The 18,326-nt window shown below is 67.9% G+C and carries 20 protein-coding genes; 12 read left to right on the forward strand and 8 right to left on the reverse strand.

The features are described 5' to 3' along the window. The first annotated feature begins 125 nt into the window (after positions 1 to 125). Both AX750_RS11815 and AX750_RS11820 read left to right on the forward strand, forming a co-directional pair. Positions 126 to 887 carry a sulfite exporter TauE/SafE family protein gene (locus AX750_RS11815; protein ID WP_066726203.1) on the forward strand — a complete coding sequence of 254 codons (762 nt, stop codon included), beginning with the start codon at positions 126 to 128 and terminating at the stop codon, positions 885 to 887. Positions 888 to 982: 95 nt separating this feature from the next. Further along, entirely contained in the window at positions 983 to 2,611 is a 1,629-nt protein-coding gene (locus AX750_RS11820; RefSeq protein ID WP_066726201.1) for an acyl-CoA synthetase, read from the forward strand. Positions 2,612 to 2,617: 6 nt separating this feature from the next. Here AX750_RS11820 and AX750_RS11825 read toward each other — a convergent pair whose 3' ends face one another. Both AX750_RS11825 and AX750_RS11830 read right to left on the reverse strand, forming a co-directional pair. Then, positions 2,618 to 4,237 carry a glucan biosynthesis protein G gene (locus AX750_RS11825; protein WP_082737562.1) on the reverse strand — a complete coding sequence of 540 codons (1,620 nt, stop codon included), beginning with the start codon at positions 4,235 to 4,237 and terminating at the stop codon, positions 2,618 to 2,620. Positions 4,238 to 4,430: 193 nt separating this feature from the next. Then, positions 4,431 to 4,619, reverse strand: coding sequence for a DUF465 domain-containing protein (locus AX750_RS11830; protein WP_066726194.1), 189 nt, complete (start codon positions 4,617 to 4,619; stop codon positions 4,431 to 4,433). A 232-nt stretch (positions 4,620 to 4,851) separates the two neighbouring features. On the opposite strand from AX750_RS11830, the gene AX750_RS11835 reads away from it, so the two are divergent. The 7 genes from AX750_RS11835 (at position 4,852) to AX750_RS11865 (ending at position 10,078) form a co-directional block, all read left to right on the forward strand. Continuing rightward, a complete protein-coding gene (locus AX750_RS11835) occupies positions 4,852 to 5,070 on the forward strand; it encodes a DUF465 domain-containing protein (protein WP_066726185.1) in 219 nt (72 codons plus the stop codon). A 192-nt stretch (positions 5,071 to 5,262) separates the two neighbouring features. Then, positions 5,263 to 5,562, forward strand: coding sequence for an aa3-type cytochrome c oxidase subunit IV (locus AX750_RS11840; RefSeq protein WP_066726182.1), 300 nt, complete (start codon positions 5,263 to 5,265; stop codon positions 5,560 to 5,562). A gap of 37 nt (positions 5,563 to 5,599) precedes the next feature. Continuing rightward, entirely contained in the window at positions 5,600 to 6,796 is a 1,197-nt protein-coding gene (locus AX750_RS11845; protein ID WP_066726178.1) for a Re/Si-specific NAD(P)(+) transhydrogenase subunit alpha, read from the forward strand. After that, positions 6,789 to 7,226, forward strand: a complete 438-nt coding sequence (locus AX750_RS11850; protein WP_066726176.1) for an NAD(P) transhydrogenase subunit alpha — start codon at positions 6,789 to 6,791, stop codon at positions 7,224 to 7,226. The genes AX750_RS11845 and AX750_RS11850 overlap by 8 nt, the downstream gene beginning before the upstream one ends. A 6-nt stretch (positions 7,227 to 7,232) precedes the next feature. Next, positions 7,233 to 8,639 (forward strand): NAD(P)(+) transhydrogenase (Re/Si-specific) subunit beta, encoded by a 1,407-nt coding sequence (locus tag AX750_RS11855; RefSeq protein ID WP_066726174.1) that lies wholly within the window; start codon positions 7,233 to 7,235, stop codon positions 8,637 to 8,639. Between the two features lie 72 nt (positions 8,640 to 8,711). Further along, the gene (locus AX750_RS11860) at positions 8,712 to 9,191 is read left to right on the forward strand and encodes a GNAT family N-acetyltransferase (RefSeq protein WP_066726172.1); all 480 of its coding nucleotides are present in this window, start codon (positions 8,712 to 8,714) and stop codon (positions 9,189 to 9,191) included. 41 nt (positions 9,192 to 9,232) lie between these two features. Beyond that, positions 9,233 to 10,078, forward strand: coding sequence for an alpha/beta fold hydrolase (locus AX750_RS11865; RefSeq protein ID WP_066726169.1), 846 nt, complete (start codon positions 9,233 to 9,235; stop codon positions 10,076 to 10,078). On the opposite strand, the gene AX750_RS11870 is transcribed toward AX750_RS11865, so the two are convergent. Continuing rightward, positions 10,079 to 10,927: a tetratricopeptide repeat protein gene (locus tag AX750_RS11870; protein WP_245282377.1), complete on the reverse strand. Its 849-nt coding sequence runs from the start codon at positions 10,925 to 10,927 to the stop codon at positions 10,079 to 10,081. It abuts the gene before it with no gap. Between the two features lie 231 nt (positions 10,928 to 11,158). After that, the gene (gene rpsU / locus AX750_RS11875; RefSeq protein ID WP_054140900.1) at positions 11,159 to 11,392 is read right to left on the reverse strand and encodes a 30S ribosomal protein S21; all 234 of its coding nucleotides are present in this window, start codon (positions 11,390 to 11,392) and stop codon (positions 11,159 to 11,161) included. Positions 11,393 to 11,521: 129 nt separating this feature from the next. Here rpsU and AX750_RS11880 point away from each other — a divergent pair, with 129 nt between their 5' ends. Continuing rightward, on the forward strand, positions 11,522 to 11,953 hold the full coding sequence (locus AX750_RS11880; protein WP_066726165.1) for a hypothetical protein: 432 nt from the start codon (positions 11,522 to 11,524) through the stop codon (positions 11,951 to 11,953). 4 nt (positions 11,954 to 11,957) lie between these two features. On the opposite strand, the gene AX750_RS11885 is transcribed toward AX750_RS11880, so the two are convergent. The 3 genes from AX750_RS11885 to AX750_RS11895 all read right to left on the reverse strand — a co-directional run bounded on the left by AX750_RS11885 (position 11,958) and on the right by AX750_RS11895 (position 15,185). Further along, positions 11,958 to 13,064 carry a 5-(carboxyamino)imidazole ribonucleotide synthase gene (locus tag AX750_RS11885; protein WP_066726163.1) on the reverse strand — a complete coding sequence of 369 codons (1,107 nt, stop codon included), beginning with the start codon at positions 13,062 to 13,064 and terminating at the stop codon, positions 11,958 to 11,960. Beyond that, on the reverse strand, positions 13,061 to 13,561 hold the full coding sequence (gene purE / locus AX750_RS11890) for a 5-(carboxyamino)imidazole ribonucleotide mutase (RefSeq protein WP_066726162.1): 501 nt from the start codon (positions 13,559 to 13,561) through the stop codon (positions 13,061 to 13,063). Before purE ends, AX750_RS11885 begins: the two co-directional genes overlap by 4 nt. Positions 13,562 to 13,817: 256 nt before the next feature. Then, on the reverse strand, positions 13,818 to 15,185 hold the full coding sequence (locus tag AX750_RS11895) for an AarF/UbiB family protein (RefSeq protein WP_066726160.1): 1,368 nt from the start codon (positions 15,183 to 15,185) through the stop codon (positions 13,818 to 13,820). Positions 15,186 to 15,475: 290 nt separating this feature from the next. Between AX750_RS11895 and AX750_RS11900 the strand changes: the two genes are divergently transcribed. Together AX750_RS11900 and AX750_RS11905 are read left to right on the forward strand one after the other, a co-directional pair. Beyond that, a complete protein-coding gene (locus AX750_RS11900; RefSeq protein ID WP_066726158.1) occupies positions 15,476 to 16,210 on the forward strand; it encodes a hypothetical protein in 735 nt (244 codons plus the stop codon). A 129-nt stretch (positions 16,211 to 16,339) separates the two neighbouring features. Then, entirely contained in the window at positions 16,340 to 16,561 is a 222-nt protein-coding gene (locus AX750_RS11905; protein ID WP_068308058.1) for a hypothetical protein, read from the forward strand. 154 nt (positions 16,562 to 16,715) lie between these two features. On the opposite strand, the gene AX750_RS11910 is transcribed toward AX750_RS11905, so the two are convergent. After that, positions 16,716 to 18,320, reverse strand: a complete 1,605-nt coding sequence (locus tag AX750_RS11910; protein WP_066726154.1) for an NAD(P)/FAD-dependent oxidoreductase — start codon at positions 18,318 to 18,320, stop codon at positions 16,716 to 16,718. Positions 18,321 to 18,326 lie beyond the last annotated feature (6 nt).

The following is an 18,326-nucleotide window of genomic DNA, read 5'->3' on the forward strand; positions in this document are numbered from 1 at the left end:
GCCCGGCGTCGAGAGCGACTTTCGCACATGGCGCCCCCGCGCCCTTGATCTTCTAACGCGGCGCGGGAGATGCCACGGTTGATCTGGCGCAACGGCCGCCCTTAGCCTTTCGGACCTCCCACGCGATGCTGCTCGACCCTGCCTTCTTCGCCGCCATGGTGCCGGCGGTCATTCTCATGGGGCTTTCCAAGGGTGGTTTCTCGGGGCTCGGCCTGCTCTCGCTGCCGCTGATGGCGCAGGTCGTCTCGCCGGTGACGGCGGCCGCGATCATGCTGCCGGTGCTGATGTCGCAGGATGTCGTGACTGTCTGGTCCTACCGCCGCGATTTCGACCGGCGCACGCTGGCGACGCTGCTGCCAGGCGCCGCACTCGGCATCTTCGCGGGCTATCTGCTGGCGGCGCGCGTCGCCGACGGCGCCGTGGTCCTGGCGATCGGCCTGATCTCGGTCGTCTTCGCGCTGCGCAACCTCGTCTCCGGTGGCAAGACGGAACTGCCGCCGGCACGGTCGAACTACCCGCAGGGCACGTTCTGGGGCGCGCTCTCAGGGTTTACCAGCATGATCGCCCATGCCGGCGGGCCGCCCTACCAGATCTACACCATGCCGCTGCGGCTGCCGCCGGCCGTCTTCGTCGGGACGGGTGCGATCTTCTTCGCGCTGATCAACATCATCAAGGTCTTCCCCTATATCGCGCTCGGCCAGTTCACGACCGCCAACCTCACCGCCTCGCTGGCGCTGCTGCCGGTCGCCATCGTCTCGACGGTTGCCGGCGTCTGGCTGGTCCGGAAGGTCCCGGTGAAGCGCTTCTACCGGATCATCTACGGCCTGCTCCTGCTGGTCGGGCTGAAGCTGACCTATGACGGGCTGAAGGGTCTGCACTGGCTCTGACGCGAGATGCCCCTGCCCCCTTGCGCCCTATCGGACAAAGGGATGGATTACGGTGAAGGCCCGCAGAGGCTAAGCCGACCGGGAGGGGACACCGCATGACGACATCCGCCTACGACACCGATCTCGACCGCAACCCGGCCAACCACCAGCCGCTCTCGCCGCTGCCCTTCCTCGAGCGTGCCGCGAGCGTTTATCCGGACCATATCGCGATCATTCACGGCCCCATGCGCCGCAGCTATGCTGACTTCTACGCCCGCGCGCGCCGCCTCGCCTCGGCGCTCGCCCGCCACGGCATCGGCAAGAACGACACCGTCGCCGCCATGCTGCCCAACACCCCGGCCATGCTCGAATGCCATTACGGCGTGCCGATGTGCGGCGCCGTGCTCAACACGCTCAATACCCGCCTCGACGCGGCGATCATCGCGTTTTCGCTCGACCATGGCGAGGCCAAGGTCCTGATCACCGACCGGGAGTTCTCGAAGACGATCAAGGAGGCGCTGGCGCTGTGCAAGGCGAAGCCCCTCGTCATCGACTATGACGACCCCGTCTATGACGGGCCCGGCGAGCGGCTCGGTAGCCTCGAATATGAAGAGTTCGTCGCCGCCGGCGATCCCGATTACGCCTGGGTCATGCCCACTGACGAGTGGGATGCGATCGCGCTGAACTACACCTCCGGCACCACCGGTGATCCCAAGGGCGTGGTCTATCACCACCGCGGCGCCAATCTGCTGGCGACCTCGAACATCCTCACCGGGCAGATGGGCCGGCATCCGGTCTATCTCTGGACGCTGCCGATGTTCCACTGCAACGGCTGGTGCTTCCCCTGGTCGATCTCGCTCGTCGCCGGCACCCATGTCTGCCTGCGACAGGTGCGCGCGAAGGCGATGTATGACGCGCTCGCCGACCATGGCGTGACGCATCTCTGCGGCGCGCCGATCGTGATGTCGGCCCTGCTCAACGCGCCCGCCGAGGAGCGCCGCGATTTTCCCCAGACGGTGTCCTTCTTCACCGCCGCCGCCCCGCCGCCGGAGGCCGTGCTCGCCGGCATGAAGCAGGCCGGCTTCGAGGTGACGCATCTCTACGGGCTCACCGAGTGCTACGGCCCCGCCGTGGTCAACGACTGGAACCGTGACTGGGACGCCCTGCCCGCTCCCGAGCAGGCCGTGCTGAAGGCGCGCCAGGGCGTGCGTTATCCGGCGCTGGAAGGGCTCGACGTGCTCGATCCCGAGACGATGCAGCCCGTCCCGCGCGACGGCGCCACGCTGGGCGAGGTCATGATGCGCGGCAATGTCGTGATGAAGGGCTACCTCAAGAACGCGAAATCGACGCAGGCCGCCTTCGCCGGCGGCTGGTTCCATACCGGCGATCTCGGCGTGCGCTACCCCGACGGCTACATCCAGCTGAAGGACCGCTCCAAGGACATCATCATCTCCGGCGGCGAGAACATCTCCTCGATCGAGGTCGAGGACGCGCTCTACAAGCACCCGGCGATCCAGGCCGCCGCCGTCGTCGCGCGGCCGGACGAGAAATGGGGCGAGACGCCCTGCGCCTTCGTCGAGCTGAAGCCTGGAAAGACAGCCACCGAGGCCGAGATCGTCGCCTGGTGCCGCCAGCACCTCGCCGCCTTCAAATGCCCGAAGACCGTGATCTTCACCGAGGTCCCCAAGACCTCGACCGGCAAGATCCAGAAGTTCAGGCTGCGCGAGATGGCCAAGGCCTTGTGACCGCCGTCACTCCTTGGCCGGAGAGGGCGCGGCGGCCGCAGGCGGTGTCGCGGCCGGCGGGGGAGCCGGCGCCGTCCATGTGCTGATCCAGGTTTCAGACAGGGTCCGCCCACGGGCTTTCAGAAAGAGCCGCAGATCCGCCGTCTGCCCGTCCGGGAGGCTGGCGTCGATAATGCAGCGGAAGCCACCGGCCGCCGGATTGGGCTGCAGGATACGCGTGCCGATCGAGCCCGCCGTCACCGAGGCCTCGAGTTCGACACGGTCCGGGTCGGCGAGATAATAGCCGAGATCGCCCCCGGCGAAGTCGACGATGAAGCGCTTGGTGCCCTGGCCGGCGACATGCCCGTCCTCGACATCCGAGCCCGCGAAGCTGTGTCGCGTCTGTGCGTAAGGGTGCAGTTCGTCCGTCGTCGACAGGGCGGTGATGCGATAGCGGAACTCGGAGGGCTCGCCGGTCGGCAACGGCGTGTTCGGCGTCCAGCAGGCACCGATGTTGTCGAAGGCCTCATTGTCGGTCGGGATCTCGATCAGCTCGACACGCCCCTCGCCCCACTCGCCCTGTGGCTCGACCCAGTAACCCGGCCGGGCATGGTAATGCGCCTCGAGATCCTGATAGTTCCCGAAATCGCGGTCGCGCTGCATCAGGCCGAAGCCCTTGGGATTGGTGCCTGCGAAGCTCGAGATGCGCAGAGCCTTCGGATTGCGCAGCGGCCGCCAGATCCACTCGCCGCTGCCGGCCTGCATCATCAGCCCGTCCGAATCGTGGATTTCGGGGCGGAAATCGCTGCGCTGGGCGAGATCGCCCTCGCCGGCCTGGAACATCGAGGTCAGCGGCGCGATGCCGATGCGCTCGATCGCCTTGCGCGGAAAGATCGTCGCTGTGACGTCGACATGCGTCGTCGCGCCGGGCCGGACGACATAGCGATAGGCGCCTGCCACCGAGGGCGAATCGAGCAGCGCGTAGATCGTGAGCGCCGTCGAATCGCGCGAGGGCTCCTCCAGCCACAGCGCCCGCATGAAGGGAAACTCCTCCGGCTGGGCGCCGCCGATGTCGATCGCCAGCGAGCGCGCCGAGAGCCCGTAATGGTGGCCGCGCCCGATCAGCCGGAAATAGCTGGCGCCGAGGAAGGAGATGACCTCGTCCTGCACCCGCGGATCGTTGAGATTCGTCGTGACCGCGAAGCCCGCGAAGCCGAGCGAGGGCGAAAGCCCCTTCGGCACGGGCACCTTGCCGTATTCGAACAGCGAGGTGATGAAGGGGATCGGCATCGCCGCGCCATGGCTGATGATGTGGAGCTGCACTGGCTTGTCGTGCAGGAAGCCGAGATGGAAAGGCAACAGCCGGAAATCCGAGCCGCCATCGCGCCAGAAAGCCTTGTCGCGACGGAAACGGATCTCCCGATAGCTGTCATAGGTCAGCCGCGCGAGTTCGGCGGGGATCGTCGCCGCGTCCGCGTCGAAGGGCCGCTCGCCCAGCTGGCGCGCCCGCGCCACCACGTCGTCATAGCCGAAGCTCTTCTGCGGCCCCGGCGCCGGCGCCTGAGCGCCCGCCGGCAGCGCGACGAAGGCGCTGGCGGAGGCCAGCAGCCCCAGCAAAGACCGCCGCGAGGGCCGACCGCTCCCCATGAGAGCCGCATCTTCGCACGCATGGGCGCGTCCATGGGGGTCAAGCCGCATCATACTGTCCGTCCTGCTGGTGGTGCAGCCCCAACAGGAACGGGTGCCGGAAGTTCCGATCCGCCGACCGGCAACAAAAAACCGGCCCCTTGCGGGGCCGGCCGAACACACGCGACGCAACTTCGGCCCGGAGGGCCGGCGCTCAATGGAGCGTTCGGTCCGGCATGGTCTGCCGCACCCGCTCGATCTCCTCCTTCAGCAGCAGCTTCTTTCGCTTCAGCTCGACCACGGTCAGATCGTCGGAGGAGGGACGGGCCACGGCCTTGGCGATGGCTTCCTCGAGCTGACGATGCTTGCGTTCGAGTTCGACGAGATGGGTCTGCAGCGACATCTGGATCCTCCTGATGAGCGGTTGACGGGATCAGTGTGACATAGAGCCGGCTTCACGTCTGCGGCGGTTTCGCGCGGGACCGCATGACATTCTGTGATCGTCACCAGAAGATTGACGTAACGGCATGAATGCCATCGGCTCCGGCTAGGCCGCTCATCCCCGCTCTTGCGGGGCGCCCGGCGTCTGACCATAGTCGCCGCCAATCGCGGCGATGATGGGACGGCGGCACTCCATGGGATTCGAGCTCAGCACTGACGAGATCGAGGCCTTCACCACGGAACTGGCGCGGCTGCGCGAGGAACATCGCGACCTCGACAGCGCTATCGACGCGCTGGAGCGCGTCGGCGCCATCAACCAGGTCCAGGTCCAGCGGCTGAAGAAGCGCAAGCTCTACCTCAAGGACCGGATCTCGCAGATCGAGGATGCGCTGACGCCGGACATCATCGCCTGAAGGACCGCGCTTCCCGCGGGGACAGGTGAATTTTTTGTAATTAAATCGATTTACATGGCTCATGAGCCGCATTAGAGGCGTTCCGCCGACGGCGTTCGCCGCCCTTGCGGAAGGCTGGCCACGGCGCTCCGTTGCCGACCTCCCGCAGGTGCGCTACACGGCATGAGACGAGCTTTTTCTCAGGATCAGACCATGGCCGATCACGGACACTCCGCCTCCGACATTCCGCAGATGGACTACCGCGAGCACGAGCGGACCTATCAGGGCTTCATCCACTTCTCCGAAGTCGGCACGGCCGCCTGCCTCGCCATTGTCGCGGCTCTCGCGGTCGGCGGCACCAAGCACGCCTGGGGCATCGCCATCATCGGCACGCTGCTGACCCTCGTCGCCACCGGCATCGGCATCGCCTCGAAGTCCATCGGCTGGCGCGCCCCGGCGGTACCGCTGGTGCTGATGCTGCTGGCGCTGCTGCTCGTCTCCGCCCCGCACTGATCCCGCCCGACCACCCGCGCCGAGAGGTTCCGCCGCCATGCGCATCGCCGTGCCTGCCGAAACGCAAGGGGCCGAGACCCGCGTCGCCGTGACGCCGGAGACCGTCCGCAAGTTCAAGAGCCTGGGAGCCGAGATCGCCGTGCAGAGCGGCGCCGGCCTCGCCTCCGGAATCTCGGACGCGGATTACGAGGCCGCAGGCGCGACCATCGCGGCCGACGCCGCCGCCGCGCTCGCTGGCGCCGCCATCGTGCTGAAGGTGCGCCGCCCTGCCGAGAGCGAGATCAAGAGCCTGCCGGCCGGCGCGCTCGTCATCGCCACCATGGACCCCTATGGCAACGAGGCGGCGCTCGCCGCGCTCGCCAAGGCCAAGGTCTCGGCCTTCGCCATGGAGTTCATGCCGCGCATCACCCGCGCGCAGGTGATGGACGTGCTCTCGTCCCAGGCCAACCTCGCGGGCTACCGCGCCGTCATCGACGGCGCCGCCGAATATGGCCGCGCCCTGCCGATGATGATGACGGCGGCAGGCACGGTGCCCGCCGCGCGCATCTTCATCATGGGCGTCGGCGTCGCCGGCCTGCAGGCGATCGCGACCGCGCGCCGCCTCGGCGCCATCGTCACCGCCACCGACGTGCGTCCCGCCACCAAGGAGCAGGTCGAATCGCTCGGCGCCAAGTTCCTCGCCGTCGAGGACGAGGAGTTCAAGCAGGCGCAGACGGCGGGCGGCTACGCCAAGGAAATGTCCAAGGAGTATCAGGCCAAGCAGGCCGAGCTGACGGCGAGCCACATCGCCAAGCAGGACATCGTCATCACCACCGCGCTGATCCCGGGCCGCCCGGCGCCGAAGCTGATCACGGCCGCCATGGTCGAGAGCATGAAGGCCGGCTCCGTCATCGTCGATCTCGCGGTCGAGCGCGGCGGCAACTGCGAACTCGCCAAGCCCGGCGAGGTCGTGGTGACGCCGAACGGCGTGCGCATCGTCGGCCACCTCAACGTGCCCGGCCGCCTCGCGGCCACCGCCTCGCAGCTCTACGCCAAGAACCTGCTCGCCTTCGTCGAGACGCTGATCGACAAGTCCGAGAAGAAGGTCGCGGTGAACTGGGACGACGAGTTGGTCAGGGCCACCGCCCTGACCCGCGACGGCGCCGTCATCCATCCGAATTTCGCGGCCAAGCCCGCGCCCAAGCCAGAACCAGAGCCCGCACCGGCCGTCGAGGGGAGCGTCACCAATGGCTAATCCGACTTCCGAACAGGCGCTCGAGCAGGCCCGCTCCGTCGCGGCCGCGGCGCGTCAGGCCGCCGATCTCGCCGCCCAGCACGCCGACAGCCTCGCCGCCGGCGCCAGCGCCGCGACCGGCGGCTTCGTCGACCCGACAGTGTTCCGCCTCGCGATCTTCGTGCTCGCCGTCTTCGTCGGCTACTATGTCGTCTGGTCGGTGACGCCGGCGCTGCACACCCCGCTGATGTCGGTCACCAACGCGATCTCCTCGGTCATCGTCGTCGGCGCCCTGCTCGCGGTCGGCGTCGAGGCGGCGCCCGCGTTGGGCGACGGCCCGGTCTGGGCCAAGATCTTCGGCTTCCTCGCGCTCGTCCTCGCGGCGGTCAACATCTTCGGCGGCTTCCTCGTCACCGAGCGGATGCTGTCCATGTACAAGAAGAAGGGCTGAGCGCCGATGGCCGCCAATCTCTCCGCCCTTCTCTACGTCGTCGCCGGCGTCCTCTTCATCATGGCCTTGAGGGGCCTCTCCCATCCGACGACCTCGCGCCAGGGCAACCTGTACGGCATGGTCGGCATGGGCATCGCCATCGCGACCACGGTCATTTTCTTCCCGCCGGCCGGCTTCTCGGGCTGGCTGCTGGTCGTGGCCGGGATCGCCATCGGCGGCGGCATCGGCGCCTTCATGGCGAAGCGCGTGCAGATGACGCAGATGCCGCAGCTCGTCGCCTTCTTCCACTCGCTCGTCGGCCTCGCCGCGGTGCTGGTGGCGGCGGCGGCGCTCTATGCGCCGAGTGCCTTCGGCATCGGCCGAGTCGGCGCGATCAGCGGCGCCAGCCTGTTCGAAATGGGCCTCGGCGTCGCCATCGGCGCGATCACCTTCACCGGCTCGATCATCGCCTTCCTCAAGCTCGACGGGCGCATGAGCGGCAAGCCGATCATGCTGCCGCAGCGCCACGGCATCAATATCGGCCTCGGCGTCGCGCTGCTCGTGCTGCTGCTGATCTTCCTGAAGACCGAGAGCCATGTCGTCTTCTGGCTGATCGTGCTGGTCTCGTTTGCGCTCGGCGTGCTGCTGATCATCCCGATCGGCGGCGCCGACATGCCCGTCGTCGTCTCGATGCTCAACTCCTATTCGGGCTGGGCGGCCGCGGGCATCGGCTTCACGCTCGGCAATATGGCGCTGATCATCACCGGCGCGCTGGTCGGCTCCTCGGGTGCGATCCTGTCCTACATCATGTGCAAGGCGATGAACCGGAGCTTCCTCTCGGTCATCCTCGGCGGCTTCGGCGGCGACGATGCCGCGGCCGGCGCCGGTGGCGCCGTGGAGGCCCGGCCGGTCAAGCAGGGCTCGGCCGACGATGCCGCCTACATCATGAAGAACGCCGGCAAGGTCATCATCGTACCGGGCTACGGCATGGCGGTGGCCCAGGCCCAGCACACGCTGCGCGAGATGGCCGACCTGCTGAAGAAGGAAGGCGTCGAGGTGAAGTACGCCATCCACCCGGTCGCGGGGCGCATGCCCGGCCATATGAACGTGCTGCTGGCCGAGGCCAACGTGCCCTATGACGAGGTCTTCGAGCTCGAGGACATCAACTCGGAATTTGGCCAGGCCGACGTCGCCTTCGTCATCGGCGCCAACGACGTCACCAACCCGGCCGCCAAGACCGACCGCACCTCGCCGATCTTCGGCATGCCGATCCTGGACGTCGAGAAGGCCAAGACCGTTCTCTTCATCAAGCGCGGCATGGCCGCCGGCTATGCCGGCGTCGAGAACGAGCTGTTCTTCCGCCCCAACACGATGATGCTCTTCGGCGACGCCAAGAAGGTCACCGACGATATCGTCAAGGCGATGGCGCATTGACGCGCCCTCGCCCCTGACCGCTGCGAAAGACCGGCCTCGCGCCGGTCTTTTTCGTTGGGAGTCCGCCACACCGTGAGCGTCACCATCCGCCCGATGCGCGAGGCCGACCGCGAGGCCGTGACAGGCCTGCTCGTGCAGCTCGCCGCCTGGGAGGCCGATCTCAGCAGCACCCGCGCCCGCGGCCGTGAGACGGCCCTGGCGCTGCTGGAGGCGGACAGCGCGCAGACGAGGTCGCAGGGCGGCGCCCAGTTCGTCGCCGAGCGGGACGGCGCCTGCCTCGGCTATCTCGCCCTGCGGCTCGGCCGCACGGGGCCTTATGTCCATGCCGAGCTGCGTGACCATGTCCTGATCGAGAACATCGTGGTCGCGGAGCGGGAGCGCGGCACCGGTATCGGCCAGATGCTGCTGGCGCAGGCCGAGCGCTTCGCCCGCGAGCGTGGCTGCCGGGCGCTGCTGCTCGGCGCGCTGACCGGCAACGAACCGGCGCTGCGCGCCTATCGCTTGGCCGGTTTCGAGGCCGTGTCCTACGAGATGCTGAAGCGGCTCGACTGAGCGTCGCGCGTTCGCCACCTTGCTGGGGGAGAAGCATTGCGATGATGATCCTCACCCGCCTGCTCGGCATCGCCCTCGCCGCTTACCTCGCTGTCCTCGGACTGCTCTTCGTGCGGCAGCGTGAGCTGGTCTTTCCGCGCAATCCCGCCCGCGCCGACCTCGCCGCCGCCGGACTGCCGGCTGCCGAAGAGCTGACCCTGACCGCGGCCGATGGCGAGCGCCTTGTCGCCTGGACGGTCCCTCCGCGGTCCGGCAAGCCGGTCATCCTTTATTTTCACGGCAATGCCGGCCATCTCGGCAGCCCCGGCCGCGTTGCGCGCTTCCGCGCCCTGACCGAGGACGGCACCGGGCTGCTCGCCGTCAGTTATCGCGGCTATGGCGGCTCGACCGGCCGGCCCAGCGAAGCCGGGCTGCATCTCGACGCCCGCGCCGCCTATGGCGCCGCCGTCGAACGCTTCGGCGCGGCTCAGCTCGTCGGCTATGGCGAATCGCTGGGAACGGGCGTCGTGCTGAAACTCGCCGCAGAGGCGCCGCTGGCAGCCGTCGTGCTGGAGGCGCCCTATCTCTCCACCGTCGCGGTGGCGCAGGGCATCTACCCTTACGTGCCGGTCGCCTGGCTGATGCTCGACAGCTTCCGCTCGGATGCGGTGATCGAGCGCGTCAGGGCGCCGCTGCTGGTGCTGCATGGCGAGCGGGACCGGGTGATCCCCTTCGCCCAGGGCGAGGCGCTGTTCGGCCTCGCCAACGCCCCCAAGCGGTTCCTGCGCTTCCCGAAGGGTGGACACGAGGATCTTCCGGCCCATGGCTCGCTGCCAGAGATCCGGCGGTTCGTTGCGGAGGCGACGCGGGGATCGGTCCAAGCGGCGGAGAGCCGCACCGTCGAGTGATCAGCTGCGGAAGAGCCCGCCGCCGCCACCCAGACGGCCCTGCCCGGCGCGCGCGGCCGCATTGTTGCCGTCCAGCCCGAGCGCGCGCTGATAGCTCTGCGAGGCTTCCGAGCGCTGGCCGAGCTTCTCCTGCGCGAAGCCGCGACCGGCCCAGGCGTCGGCGCTGCGGTTGTCGACGTTCAGCGCAGCGGTGAAATCCTCCAGCGCCGAATCGTATTTGCCGATGGCGTTGAGGCTCTGGCCGCGGGCGATATAGGGCGGCGCGTTGTAGGGATTGCGGTCGATCACCGAATCGAAATCGGAGATCGCATATTGGTGCTGGCCTTCCCGCTGGTAGACCAGCCCGCGCGCATGGAAGGCTTCCGCCGATTCCGGGTTCAGCCGGATCGCGACGTTGAGATCAGCCAGCGCCTGCTGGCTGTTGCCCTGGGCGCGCAGCAGATTGGCCCGCGCGATGAAGGCGGGCGCGTAGTTCGGCGCGACGCTGGTCGCCTTGTTGAAATCGGCCAGCGCCGCGTCGTTGCGGCCGCTCTGGCGCAGCGCCAGGCCGCGATTCGTGTAGGCCGAAGCGAGGTTGGGGTCGAGCTGGACCGCCTTGGTGAAATCGGCGATGGCGTCCGAGAAGCGGCCGACGCGGGCATAGGCGGCGCCGCGCGTGTTGTAGGCGCCGGGATCGTTGGGGTTGCGGTTGATGACCTCGGTCAGCGAGCCGATGTTGACGCTCGCCTCGGCCGCCGAGGCGGTGTCGAGTTCCGCGATCGGCTGGGCCGTCATGGTCGAAACGGTGTCGCAGCCCGCCAGCGCCAGGGCCAGGCCCGCAGCCGCCAGCCAGTTTCCGCCACGCATCATGCTCTGCCTCATCGGTCCGGTTCCGTTGCTCGTCTGCCGTGCCACCCCTCGGGCCGGCACCGCTTCATCGCGCTCCCCCAACCGACAGCGCCCCGCTCACCAGAACGCCCGCCAGTGCCAAGACTTGGTTAACGCCGCCGGAAAAGCAACAGCGCCCGGAGGAGACTCCAGGCGCGGTCGGGGCGATATCGGATCATCGAGGGAGGGCGAAACGCCGCAGCCCTGACAGGATCAGGGGCGCTTCGGCTTCACCGGCGCCGGCAGCAGGCCTTCGCGCTGCAGCTTCTTGCGCTGCAGCTTGCGGGCGCGACGGACGGCCTCGGCCTTTTCGCGGGCCTTCTTCTCGGAGGGCTTCTCGTAATGGCCGCGAAGCTTCATCTCGCGGAAGACGCCTTCGCGCTGCAGCTTCTTCTTGAGAGCGCGGAGAGCCTGGTCGACGTTGTTGTCGCGAACGAGAACCTGCACGTGAGTGTCCGTCTTTAGCGGGTTGGTCTAATAAGGGTGGACGGAGGATCGGCGAGGCAGACCCTTCGAAGGTTCGTGCGGATAACAGAAAAGCCTGCGGCTGTCCACGCCGCGAAACCGGGAAAATCGATGCAGAACGCCGCTTTCGAACCGCCCTCCGACTCCGAGGTCGAACGGCGCATCATGATCCTCGCCAACGACCTCGCGATTCCCGCCTGGGCGCGGGTCGAACAGGCCTATGCCAAGGGCGCGACCTTCGCCGAGGCCAAGCAGGCAGTGCTGGAAGCCGAGCTCGCCCGCCTCTCCGGCACCACCGACGACGCCATCCTCGACCGGCTGATCCAGCTGATCATGCAGACGCCGCCCTCGGCCCTGCGGCCGGCCGCGCGCCAGCGCCATCGCAAGGTTGTGCTGGAGAGACTGATGGCACCTTATCGGGAAAGCGGCGGCGCCGAGCCCGGCGCCTTCGCCCTGTTCCTCTATCGCAGCTTCGGCATCGTCCCGGCCCCGCTCAAGGCCTTCTGGCTCGCCCGCGGCGAGCGGCTGCAGCGGGTCCTCTGAGCCGTCAGCCCTGCTCGGGCCAGACCCGCGTGACATGGCCCATCTTGCGGCCGGCCCTGGCCTCGCGCTTGCCGTAGAGATGCAGATGCGCGCCCGGCTCGGCCAGGAGCTCGCGCCAGCGCAGCGCCGCGTCGCCGATCAGGTTCTCCATCTCGACCCGGCCGCGACGGGCGGCCGAACCCAACGGGAAGCCGCAGACCGCCCGCACATGCTGGTGGAACTGCGAGGTCTGGGCGCCCTCGCTGGTCCAGTGGCCGGAGTTGTGCACCCGCGGCGCGATCTCGTTGACGACGACGCTCTCGCTTGCCCCCTCGCCGACGATGAACATCTCGACCGCGAAGACGCCGACATAGCCCTGCGCCGCCCCGATCCGCCGCGCCGCCTCGATGGCGCTGGCCTCCGTGGCCGCGGTCACCTGCGCCGGGATGCGCGTGAAGGCGAGGATGTGGTCGCGATGCTCGTTCTCGCAGAGATCGAAGGCGGCGAAGCTGCCATCCGCCCCGCGCGCCGCGACGACCGAAACCTCGCGGGCGAAGCTGACGAAGCCCTCCAGCACGGCGGGCGCCCGGCCGATCGCCTGATAGGCTTCCGCGAGATCGGTCCCGGGCAGGATCTTGACCTGGCCCTTGCCGTCATAGCCGAAGCGGCGCGTCTTCAGCACGCAAGGCCGCCCCAGCGCCGCGACCGCGGCCTCGAGATCGGCCAGCGAATCCACCGCGCGGAAGGGCGCCACCGTCAGCCCCTGCTCGGAGACGAAGCGCTTCTCGCTGAGCCGGTCCTGCGTCACCGCCAGCGCATGGGCGCCCGGATGCAGCGGCTTGCGGGCCGCGAGGAAGGCCGCCGTCGCCGCCGGCACATTCTCGAATTCATAGGTCACGACGTCGACGGCCTCGGCGAAGCGCGCCAGCGCCGCCTCGTCCTCGTAAGGCGCCACCGTCTTCGCCGCCGCCACGTCGAAGGCCGGGTTCTCCGGCTCGGGCGCGAAGATATGGCTGGCGATGCCGAGATCGGCCGCGGCGAGCGCGATCATCCGGGCGAGCTGGCCGCCGCCGATGATGCCGAGCACGGCGCCGGGCGCCAGCGGCTGACCCTCGACCACCGGCGCGCTCACGCCTCGTCCTTCACGGGGCGTTCCGCGATTGCCGCGCTCTGGCGGGCGCGATAGGCGTCGAGCCGCTCCGCCAGCGCCTCGTCCGACAGCGCCAGCACGGCCGCCGCCAGCAGCGCCGCATTGACCGCGCCGGCCCGGCCGATGGCGAGCGTGCCGACGGGGATGCCGGCCGGCATCTGCATGATCGAGAGCAGCGAATCCTGTCCCGACAGCGCCTTGGATTCGACGGGAACGCCGAAGACCGGCAGCGGCGTCAGCGACGCCGTCATGCCGGGCAGATGCGCCGCGCCGCCGGCGCCCGCGATCACCACCTTGAAACCTTCGGCCTTGGCGCCGGTCGCGAATTCGACCATGCGCTGCGGCGTGCGATGGGCGGAGACGATGCGGTCGTCATGGGCGATGCCGAGCGCATCCAGCGTCTCGGCGGCATGGCGCATGGTCGCCCAGTCGGACTGGCTGCCCATGATGATGGCGACGGGCGCGGAGGTGGTGGCCATGGCGGGAAGCGCTTCCGGAAACGCTGGACGGGAAGCGCGCGATCTAGACCGCCCAACGCCGCACAAGCAAGCGCCGAATCGGGGCGCCGCGCCTCAATTGCCAGCATTTGCCAAAACGCGCCGTCATCCTGGGGCGACCGCAGGTCGTCCCGGGATCCATCATAGGGCATCGACGGTGCCTTATGATGGATCCCGGCCTGCGCGGCTGCGCCGCTTGTCCAGGATGACGCTGTGTTTCCTCGCGATAGGCCGAGGCCTAAACCATCGCCACCAGCCCCGCCCGCGCCAGCGCTGAGGCCTGGTCGGCCGCGACCGTCTCGATCTTGAAACCCTCGATCTCCGCCTCGAACAGCCGGTGGAAGTTCAATTCCGCATCGAGATGCAGGAAGACGCCACCGAGCCCGATCGCGGCGCGGTCCATAAAGACGAATTCGCGCGGCACCGTCACCGGCCCGCGCTTCTTCAGCGCCTGATGCACCTCGAAGGCCTGGCGGCGCCCATACTCCGCCGGGCTGACATCCTCGGCGATGCGGCGCGTGCGGTCCTCCAGCAGCGGCCCGTAGATGAAGCGCGCCCAGATGTTGAGCGTGTCGACCAGCTCCTTCGTCAGCCCCTTGAAGCCCCAGACCTCATAGGCATGGACGACGCGGGCCTCGTCGCCCTCCAGCAGGCCGCGATAGAGATCGACGACGCCGCCCACGAAGGACGGCGGGAAGATGCGGATGCAGCCATAATCGAGGAGGTTGATGCCCTGCGCCGCGCCGTCCTCCGAGAAGACGGTGTAATTGCCGAGATGCGGGTCGCCGTGGATGATGCCGTGATGGCTGAAGGGCCGCCACCAGGCCTTGAACATCGCGGTCGAGATCCGGTCGCGCGCCTGCTGCTCGTCCTGCTTGTGGGTCAGGATACCGTCACCCTCGAGCCAGTGCATGGTCAAAAGCCGCTTGGTCGAGAGCGAGCTCTCCAGCGCCGGCACGCGGATCTCCGGCGTCTGCGCCAGCACCTCGCGATAAAGCGCGATGTGCTTGGCCTCGCGCTGGTAGTCGAGCTCCTCGCGGACGCGCGCACCGATCTCCTTGGCGATCTCGCTGGTGTCGATCACCGGGTCCATGCGCCGGTGCAGCGCGAACAGAATGTCGAGCTGCGCGATGTCGGCCTCGACGGCCGATTCCATGTCCGGATATTGCAGCTTGCAGGCGAGCGCGACACCCTCCAGCGTCGTGGCCCGATGCACCTGCCCGAGCGAAGCCGCCGCGGCCGGCTGCAGATCGAAGGAGCCGAAGCGCTCGCGCCAGGTGGCGCCCAGCTCCGCCATCATCCGGCGCTTGACAAAGGCCGCGCCCATCGGCGGCGCCTGCGACTGCAGCTTCTGCAGCTCGGCGGCATATTCCGGCGGCACCACATCGGGGATGGTGGCGACGAGCTGCGCCACCTTCATGATCGGGCCCTTCAGCCCGCCCAGCGCCTTGGCCAGCGCCTCGGCATTGGACGCATTGCGCCCCTCCATCCCGAACAGCCGGGCGCCCGCAATCCGCGCCGCCACCCCGCCGACATTGGCCCCGACACGCGCATAGCGCGCGGCTCGGGCAGAAAAGCGGTTGGCTTCGGAGTCGCGGTCGGACATGGGGCGGGGCGCTCTCGGCGAGTGTCGGCCCTTCACATGTAGGGTGGCGCAGGCCCAGCACCAATGCGGCGGGTGGTCTCGCGGGGCGAGAGGGTGGAGGGGGGCGGTGGCCCGGCGCAGGCATTCAGAAGTGGTTGTTTCCGCTCCATAGCTGACATGCTCCGTCAGCCTTCGCCACGTGCGTGGGTTGCAGGGTCAGGTGCCTTTGGCGATGAGCAAGTAGGCACCTAAACCTTGATCCAAGAACTCATATCGTTTCCCTCTGGGCAACGACCACGGGGGGCTGAGGCATGGACTTCAAGAAACTTAGACGAGGCGCCGTTGAATTGTTCGAGGAGCATCGGGCAGGCTTGGTAGCCGTAGCGTTGGCGCTTGCAATGTTCGGATTGTACCGCCTCCGGCGCAAGCTGGGCCTAAACGAGGCAATATTCGCAAACTTCTTCACTGATGCGTGCGGGATTGCCGTTACGGTGCTGTTCATTGAGCGACTGGTTACGGCGCCCGACCGCCGCGCGAAGAAAATGGGGAGAGCCTTGGCTCTCCGAGAAGCTTTGGTGCTTTTCCATCGAGCCTGCCACATCATACGATACCCTCTGCAGGTAACCGCGCAGCTGCCCGAGTCGACTCGATTGCTGTCTCCGGAGGCGCTGCATGCCTTAACGATGATCGAGCTTTCCGCCCCGTCTAAGACAGCCCCTCCAACGACTTGGGAGTTGTATTTCGCGGGGCAGGCAAACTCTCTCAGCGATCTCTCAGCCAGCTTTACGGGTCGTTACATGACGGTTGCCGACCCGGAACTCCTACAGGCCGCGTTGGACATCGAAAAGTGCGGGTTCGTCCATAGCGTGAGGATGCTCCCAACCATTCGCCAAGCCCGAGCTATGATGCCGGGCATCGCCCATCGCCTGCCTCTGACAGATCCGGACCAGATTGATGACTGGTTTCCAATTGAGCGTTTGAGGCAAGCAATTTGCAAAGCAAGTCGAGAACCGAACAATCCGCCTCCGCCGACCCTCATGATGTAGCCGCAGCCAACAAGCAGTCCCTGCGGAGCGGGTGACCAGAGTCCCGCGCTCCCGCCGCTTCAGAAATATCCAAAGATTCCGGCCCAATTAAAGTACTGACTGTTCAAGCCCGCATAGATGGAGACCATGATGACCGACGAGACCGGCACGGACGATCTGGAAGGCTTTGAGATTACTGGCAGGGATGATGCTACGGGCACAGTGACGATCGCCGTGCATCGCTATGTCCTCAAGCACAACAGCGAGGCGCTCGCCGAACGCTTAGTGCAGCTGATTGCGGATAATCCCAAAATCGAGGCACTCAATGTCTCGGTGCGCCCTAGCGCGCTCACATCGAAGTCCCAGACCTAATCTAGGCAGCTAAGAACCGGGGTCGCTTCAGAAACACCGGCCCCGGTTCGTTTCGCCCGGCTGATCTACAGGTGGTGGGGCCCAACGTCGGCTCCTGATCCACAACGGCCATCACCACGCTTGCCCCCGCCCATCCACCGCCCCAAATCGACCCTCAGAACCGCCTCCGCCGCCGGTCCGCCAGCACCGCCGCCGCCGCATTAAACCCCGGCGCGCCGGTGACGCCGCCGCCGGGATGGGCGCCCGAGCCGCAGAGATAGAGCCCCGGCACCGGCATGCGGTAATCGGCATGGCCGAGCACGGGGCGGGCCGAGAAGAGCTGGTCGAGCGTCAGCCGGCCATGGAAGATGTCGCCCCCGACCAGCCCGAAACGCGCCTCCAGATCGGCGGGGGAGAGCGCCAGCCGCCCGACCACCGAGGCCTTGAAGCCCGGCGCATAACGGTCGACGGTCTCGATCATCAGATCGGCGACCCTGTCGCGGCAGGACTCCCAGTCGAGCCCCTCGGGCAGCACCGGCGCGACATGCTGGCAGAACAGGCTCGCGACATGGCCGCCCGGCGGGGCGAGCGTGTCGTCGAGCGTGGACGGGATCAGCATCTCGACGATCGGCTCCTGCGACCAGCCTGAGAGACGCGCCTGCGCATGGGCGCGGTCCATATAGGCCAGGCTCGGCGCGATGATGATGCCGGCGGTGTGATGGTCGCCGGGTTCGGGAAGGCTGGTGAAGCGCGGCAGCGCCGACAGCGCGACATTCATTCGGAAGGTGCCGGAGCCCGAGGCATAGCGCGTCATCCGCTCGGTGAAATCCGCAGGCACGATCGCGGGATCGACCTTGGCGAAGAGCAGCCGCGGATGCAGGTTCGAGACGACGGCGCGCGCCCGCACCACATCGCCTTCCGCCGTCACCGCGCCGACCGCCCGGCCCTTCTCGCTCAGCACTTCAGCAACGGGGCTGTCGAGCCGGATCGCGACGCCGGCTTCGGCGCAGGCCTTCGCCATCGCCTGCGTGATCGCGCCCATGCCGCCGATGGCGTGGCCCCAGGCGCCCTTGTGGCCGTTCACCTCGCCGAAGACATGGTGCAGCAGCACATAGGCCGAGCCCGGCGTGTAGGGGCTGGCATAGTTGCCGACGACCGAGTCGAAGCCGAGCAGCGCCTTGATCGGCTCGCTCTCGAACCAGCCGTCGAGCCAGTCCCCGGCCGATTTGGTGAAGAGGTCCATCACGTCGCGCTTGGCGGTGAGATCGAGCCGCGACAGCCGCCGCGCCACCCGGCCGGCATCGATCAGATCCGGCAGCGCAGCCAGCCAGCCGCCATCGCCGAGATTGGGCGGCGCCTGCAGAACGAGATCGCGCAGCACCGCGGCGACCGTCTCCAGCCGCGCCTCATAGGCCGGCAGGCGCTGCGCATCGCGCTCCGAGAAGGCGGCGACGGAGGCCGCCGTCCGGCCTGGGCCGGCCGCGAGATGGCGCCCATCCGGCAGCGGCAGGAAATTCGCCATCCGCCGCTCGACGATCCGCAGGCCGTGGCGCTGAAGCTCCATCGCGGCGATGATCTCGGGCCGCAGCAGGCTGACCGTGTAGCTCGCGGTCGAGTTGCGGAAACCGGGATGAAACGTCTCGGTCACCGCCGCGCCGCCGACGACGCCGCGCCGCTCCAGAACCGTGACCGACAGCCCCGCCTGGGCGAGCCGGTGCGCGCAGACGAGCCCGTTATGGCCCGCGCCGAGGATCACGACATCGCAGCTCGTCGTCGCCATGGCGGG

The organism is Methylobacterium sp. CCH7-A2 (assembly GCF_001557075.1).
Classification (GTDB): domain Bacteria; phylum Pseudomonadota; class Alphaproteobacteria; order Rhizobiales; family Beijerinckiaceae; genus Allobosea; species Allobosea massiliensis.

Bases quoted from the DNA above. Each gene is read 5' to 3' on its own strand.
- AX750_RS11880 (WP_066726165.1), top strand. From the start codon at position 11,522: ATGCAGAACGCCGCTTTCGAACCGCCCTCCGACTCCGAGGTCGAACGG.
- AX750_RS11870 (WP_245282377.1), bottom strand. From the start codon at position 10,927: ATGATGCGTGGCGGAAACTGGCTGGCGGCTGCGGGCCTGGCCCTGGCG.
- AX750_RS11855 (WP_066726174.1), top strand. From the start codon at position 7,233: ATGGCCGCCAATCTCTCCGCCCTTCTCTACGTCGTCGCCGGCGTCCTC.
- AX750_RS11835 (WP_066726185.1), top strand. From the start codon at position 4,852: ATGGGATTCGAGCTCAGCACTGACGAGATCGAGGCCTTCACCACGGAA.
- AX750_RS11895 (WP_066726160.1), bottom strand. From the start codon at position 15,185: ATGTCCGACCGCGACTCCGAAGCCAACCGCTTTTCTGCCCGAGCCGCG.
- AX750_RS11820 (WP_066726201.1), top strand. From the start codon at position 983: ATGACGACATCCGCCTACGACACCGATCTCGACCGCAACCCGGCCAAC.
- AX750_RS11845 (WP_066726178.1), top strand. From the start codon at position 5,600: ATGCGCATCGCCGTGCCTGCCGAAACGCAAGGGGCCGAGACCCGCGTC.
- AX750_RS11900 (WP_066726158.1), top strand. From the start codon at position 15,476: ATGGACTTCAAGAAACTTAGACGAGGCGCCGTTGAATTGTTCGAGGAG.
- AX750_RS11840 (WP_066726182.1), top strand. From the start codon at position 5,263: ATGGCCGATCACGGACACTCCGCCTCCGACATTCCGCAGATGGACTAC.
- AX750_RS11905 (WP_068308058.1), top strand. From the start codon at position 16,340: ATGACCGACGAGACCGGCACGGACGATCTGGAAGGCTTTGAGATTACT.
- AX750_RS11865 (WP_066726169.1), top strand. From the start codon at position 9,233: ATGATGATCCTCACCCGCCTGCTCGGCATCGCCCTCGCCGCTTACCTC.
- AX750_RS11910 (WP_066726154.1), bottom strand. From the start codon at position 18,320: ATGGCGACGACGAGCTGCGATGTCGTGATCCTCGGCGCGGGCCATAAC.
- AX750_RS11825 (WP_082737562.1), bottom strand. From the start codon at position 4,237: ATGGGGAGCGGTCGGCCCTCGCGGCGGTCTTTGCTGGGGCTGCTGGCC.
- AX750_RS11830 (WP_066726194.1), bottom strand. From the start codon at position 4,619: ATGTCGCTGCAGACCCATCTCGTCGAACTCGAACGCAAGCATCGTCAG.
- AX750_RS11815 (WP_066726203.1), top strand. From the start codon at position 126: ATGCTGCTCGACCCTGCCTTCTTCGCCGCCATGGTGCCGGCGGTCATT.
- purE (WP_066726162.1), bottom strand. From the start codon at position 13,561: ATGGCCACCACCTCCGCGCCCGTCGCCATCATCATGGGCAGCCAGTCC.
- AX750_RS11850 (WP_066726176.1), top strand. From the start codon at position 6,789: ATGGCTAATCCGACTTCCGAACAGGCGCTCGAGCAGGCCCGCTCCGTC.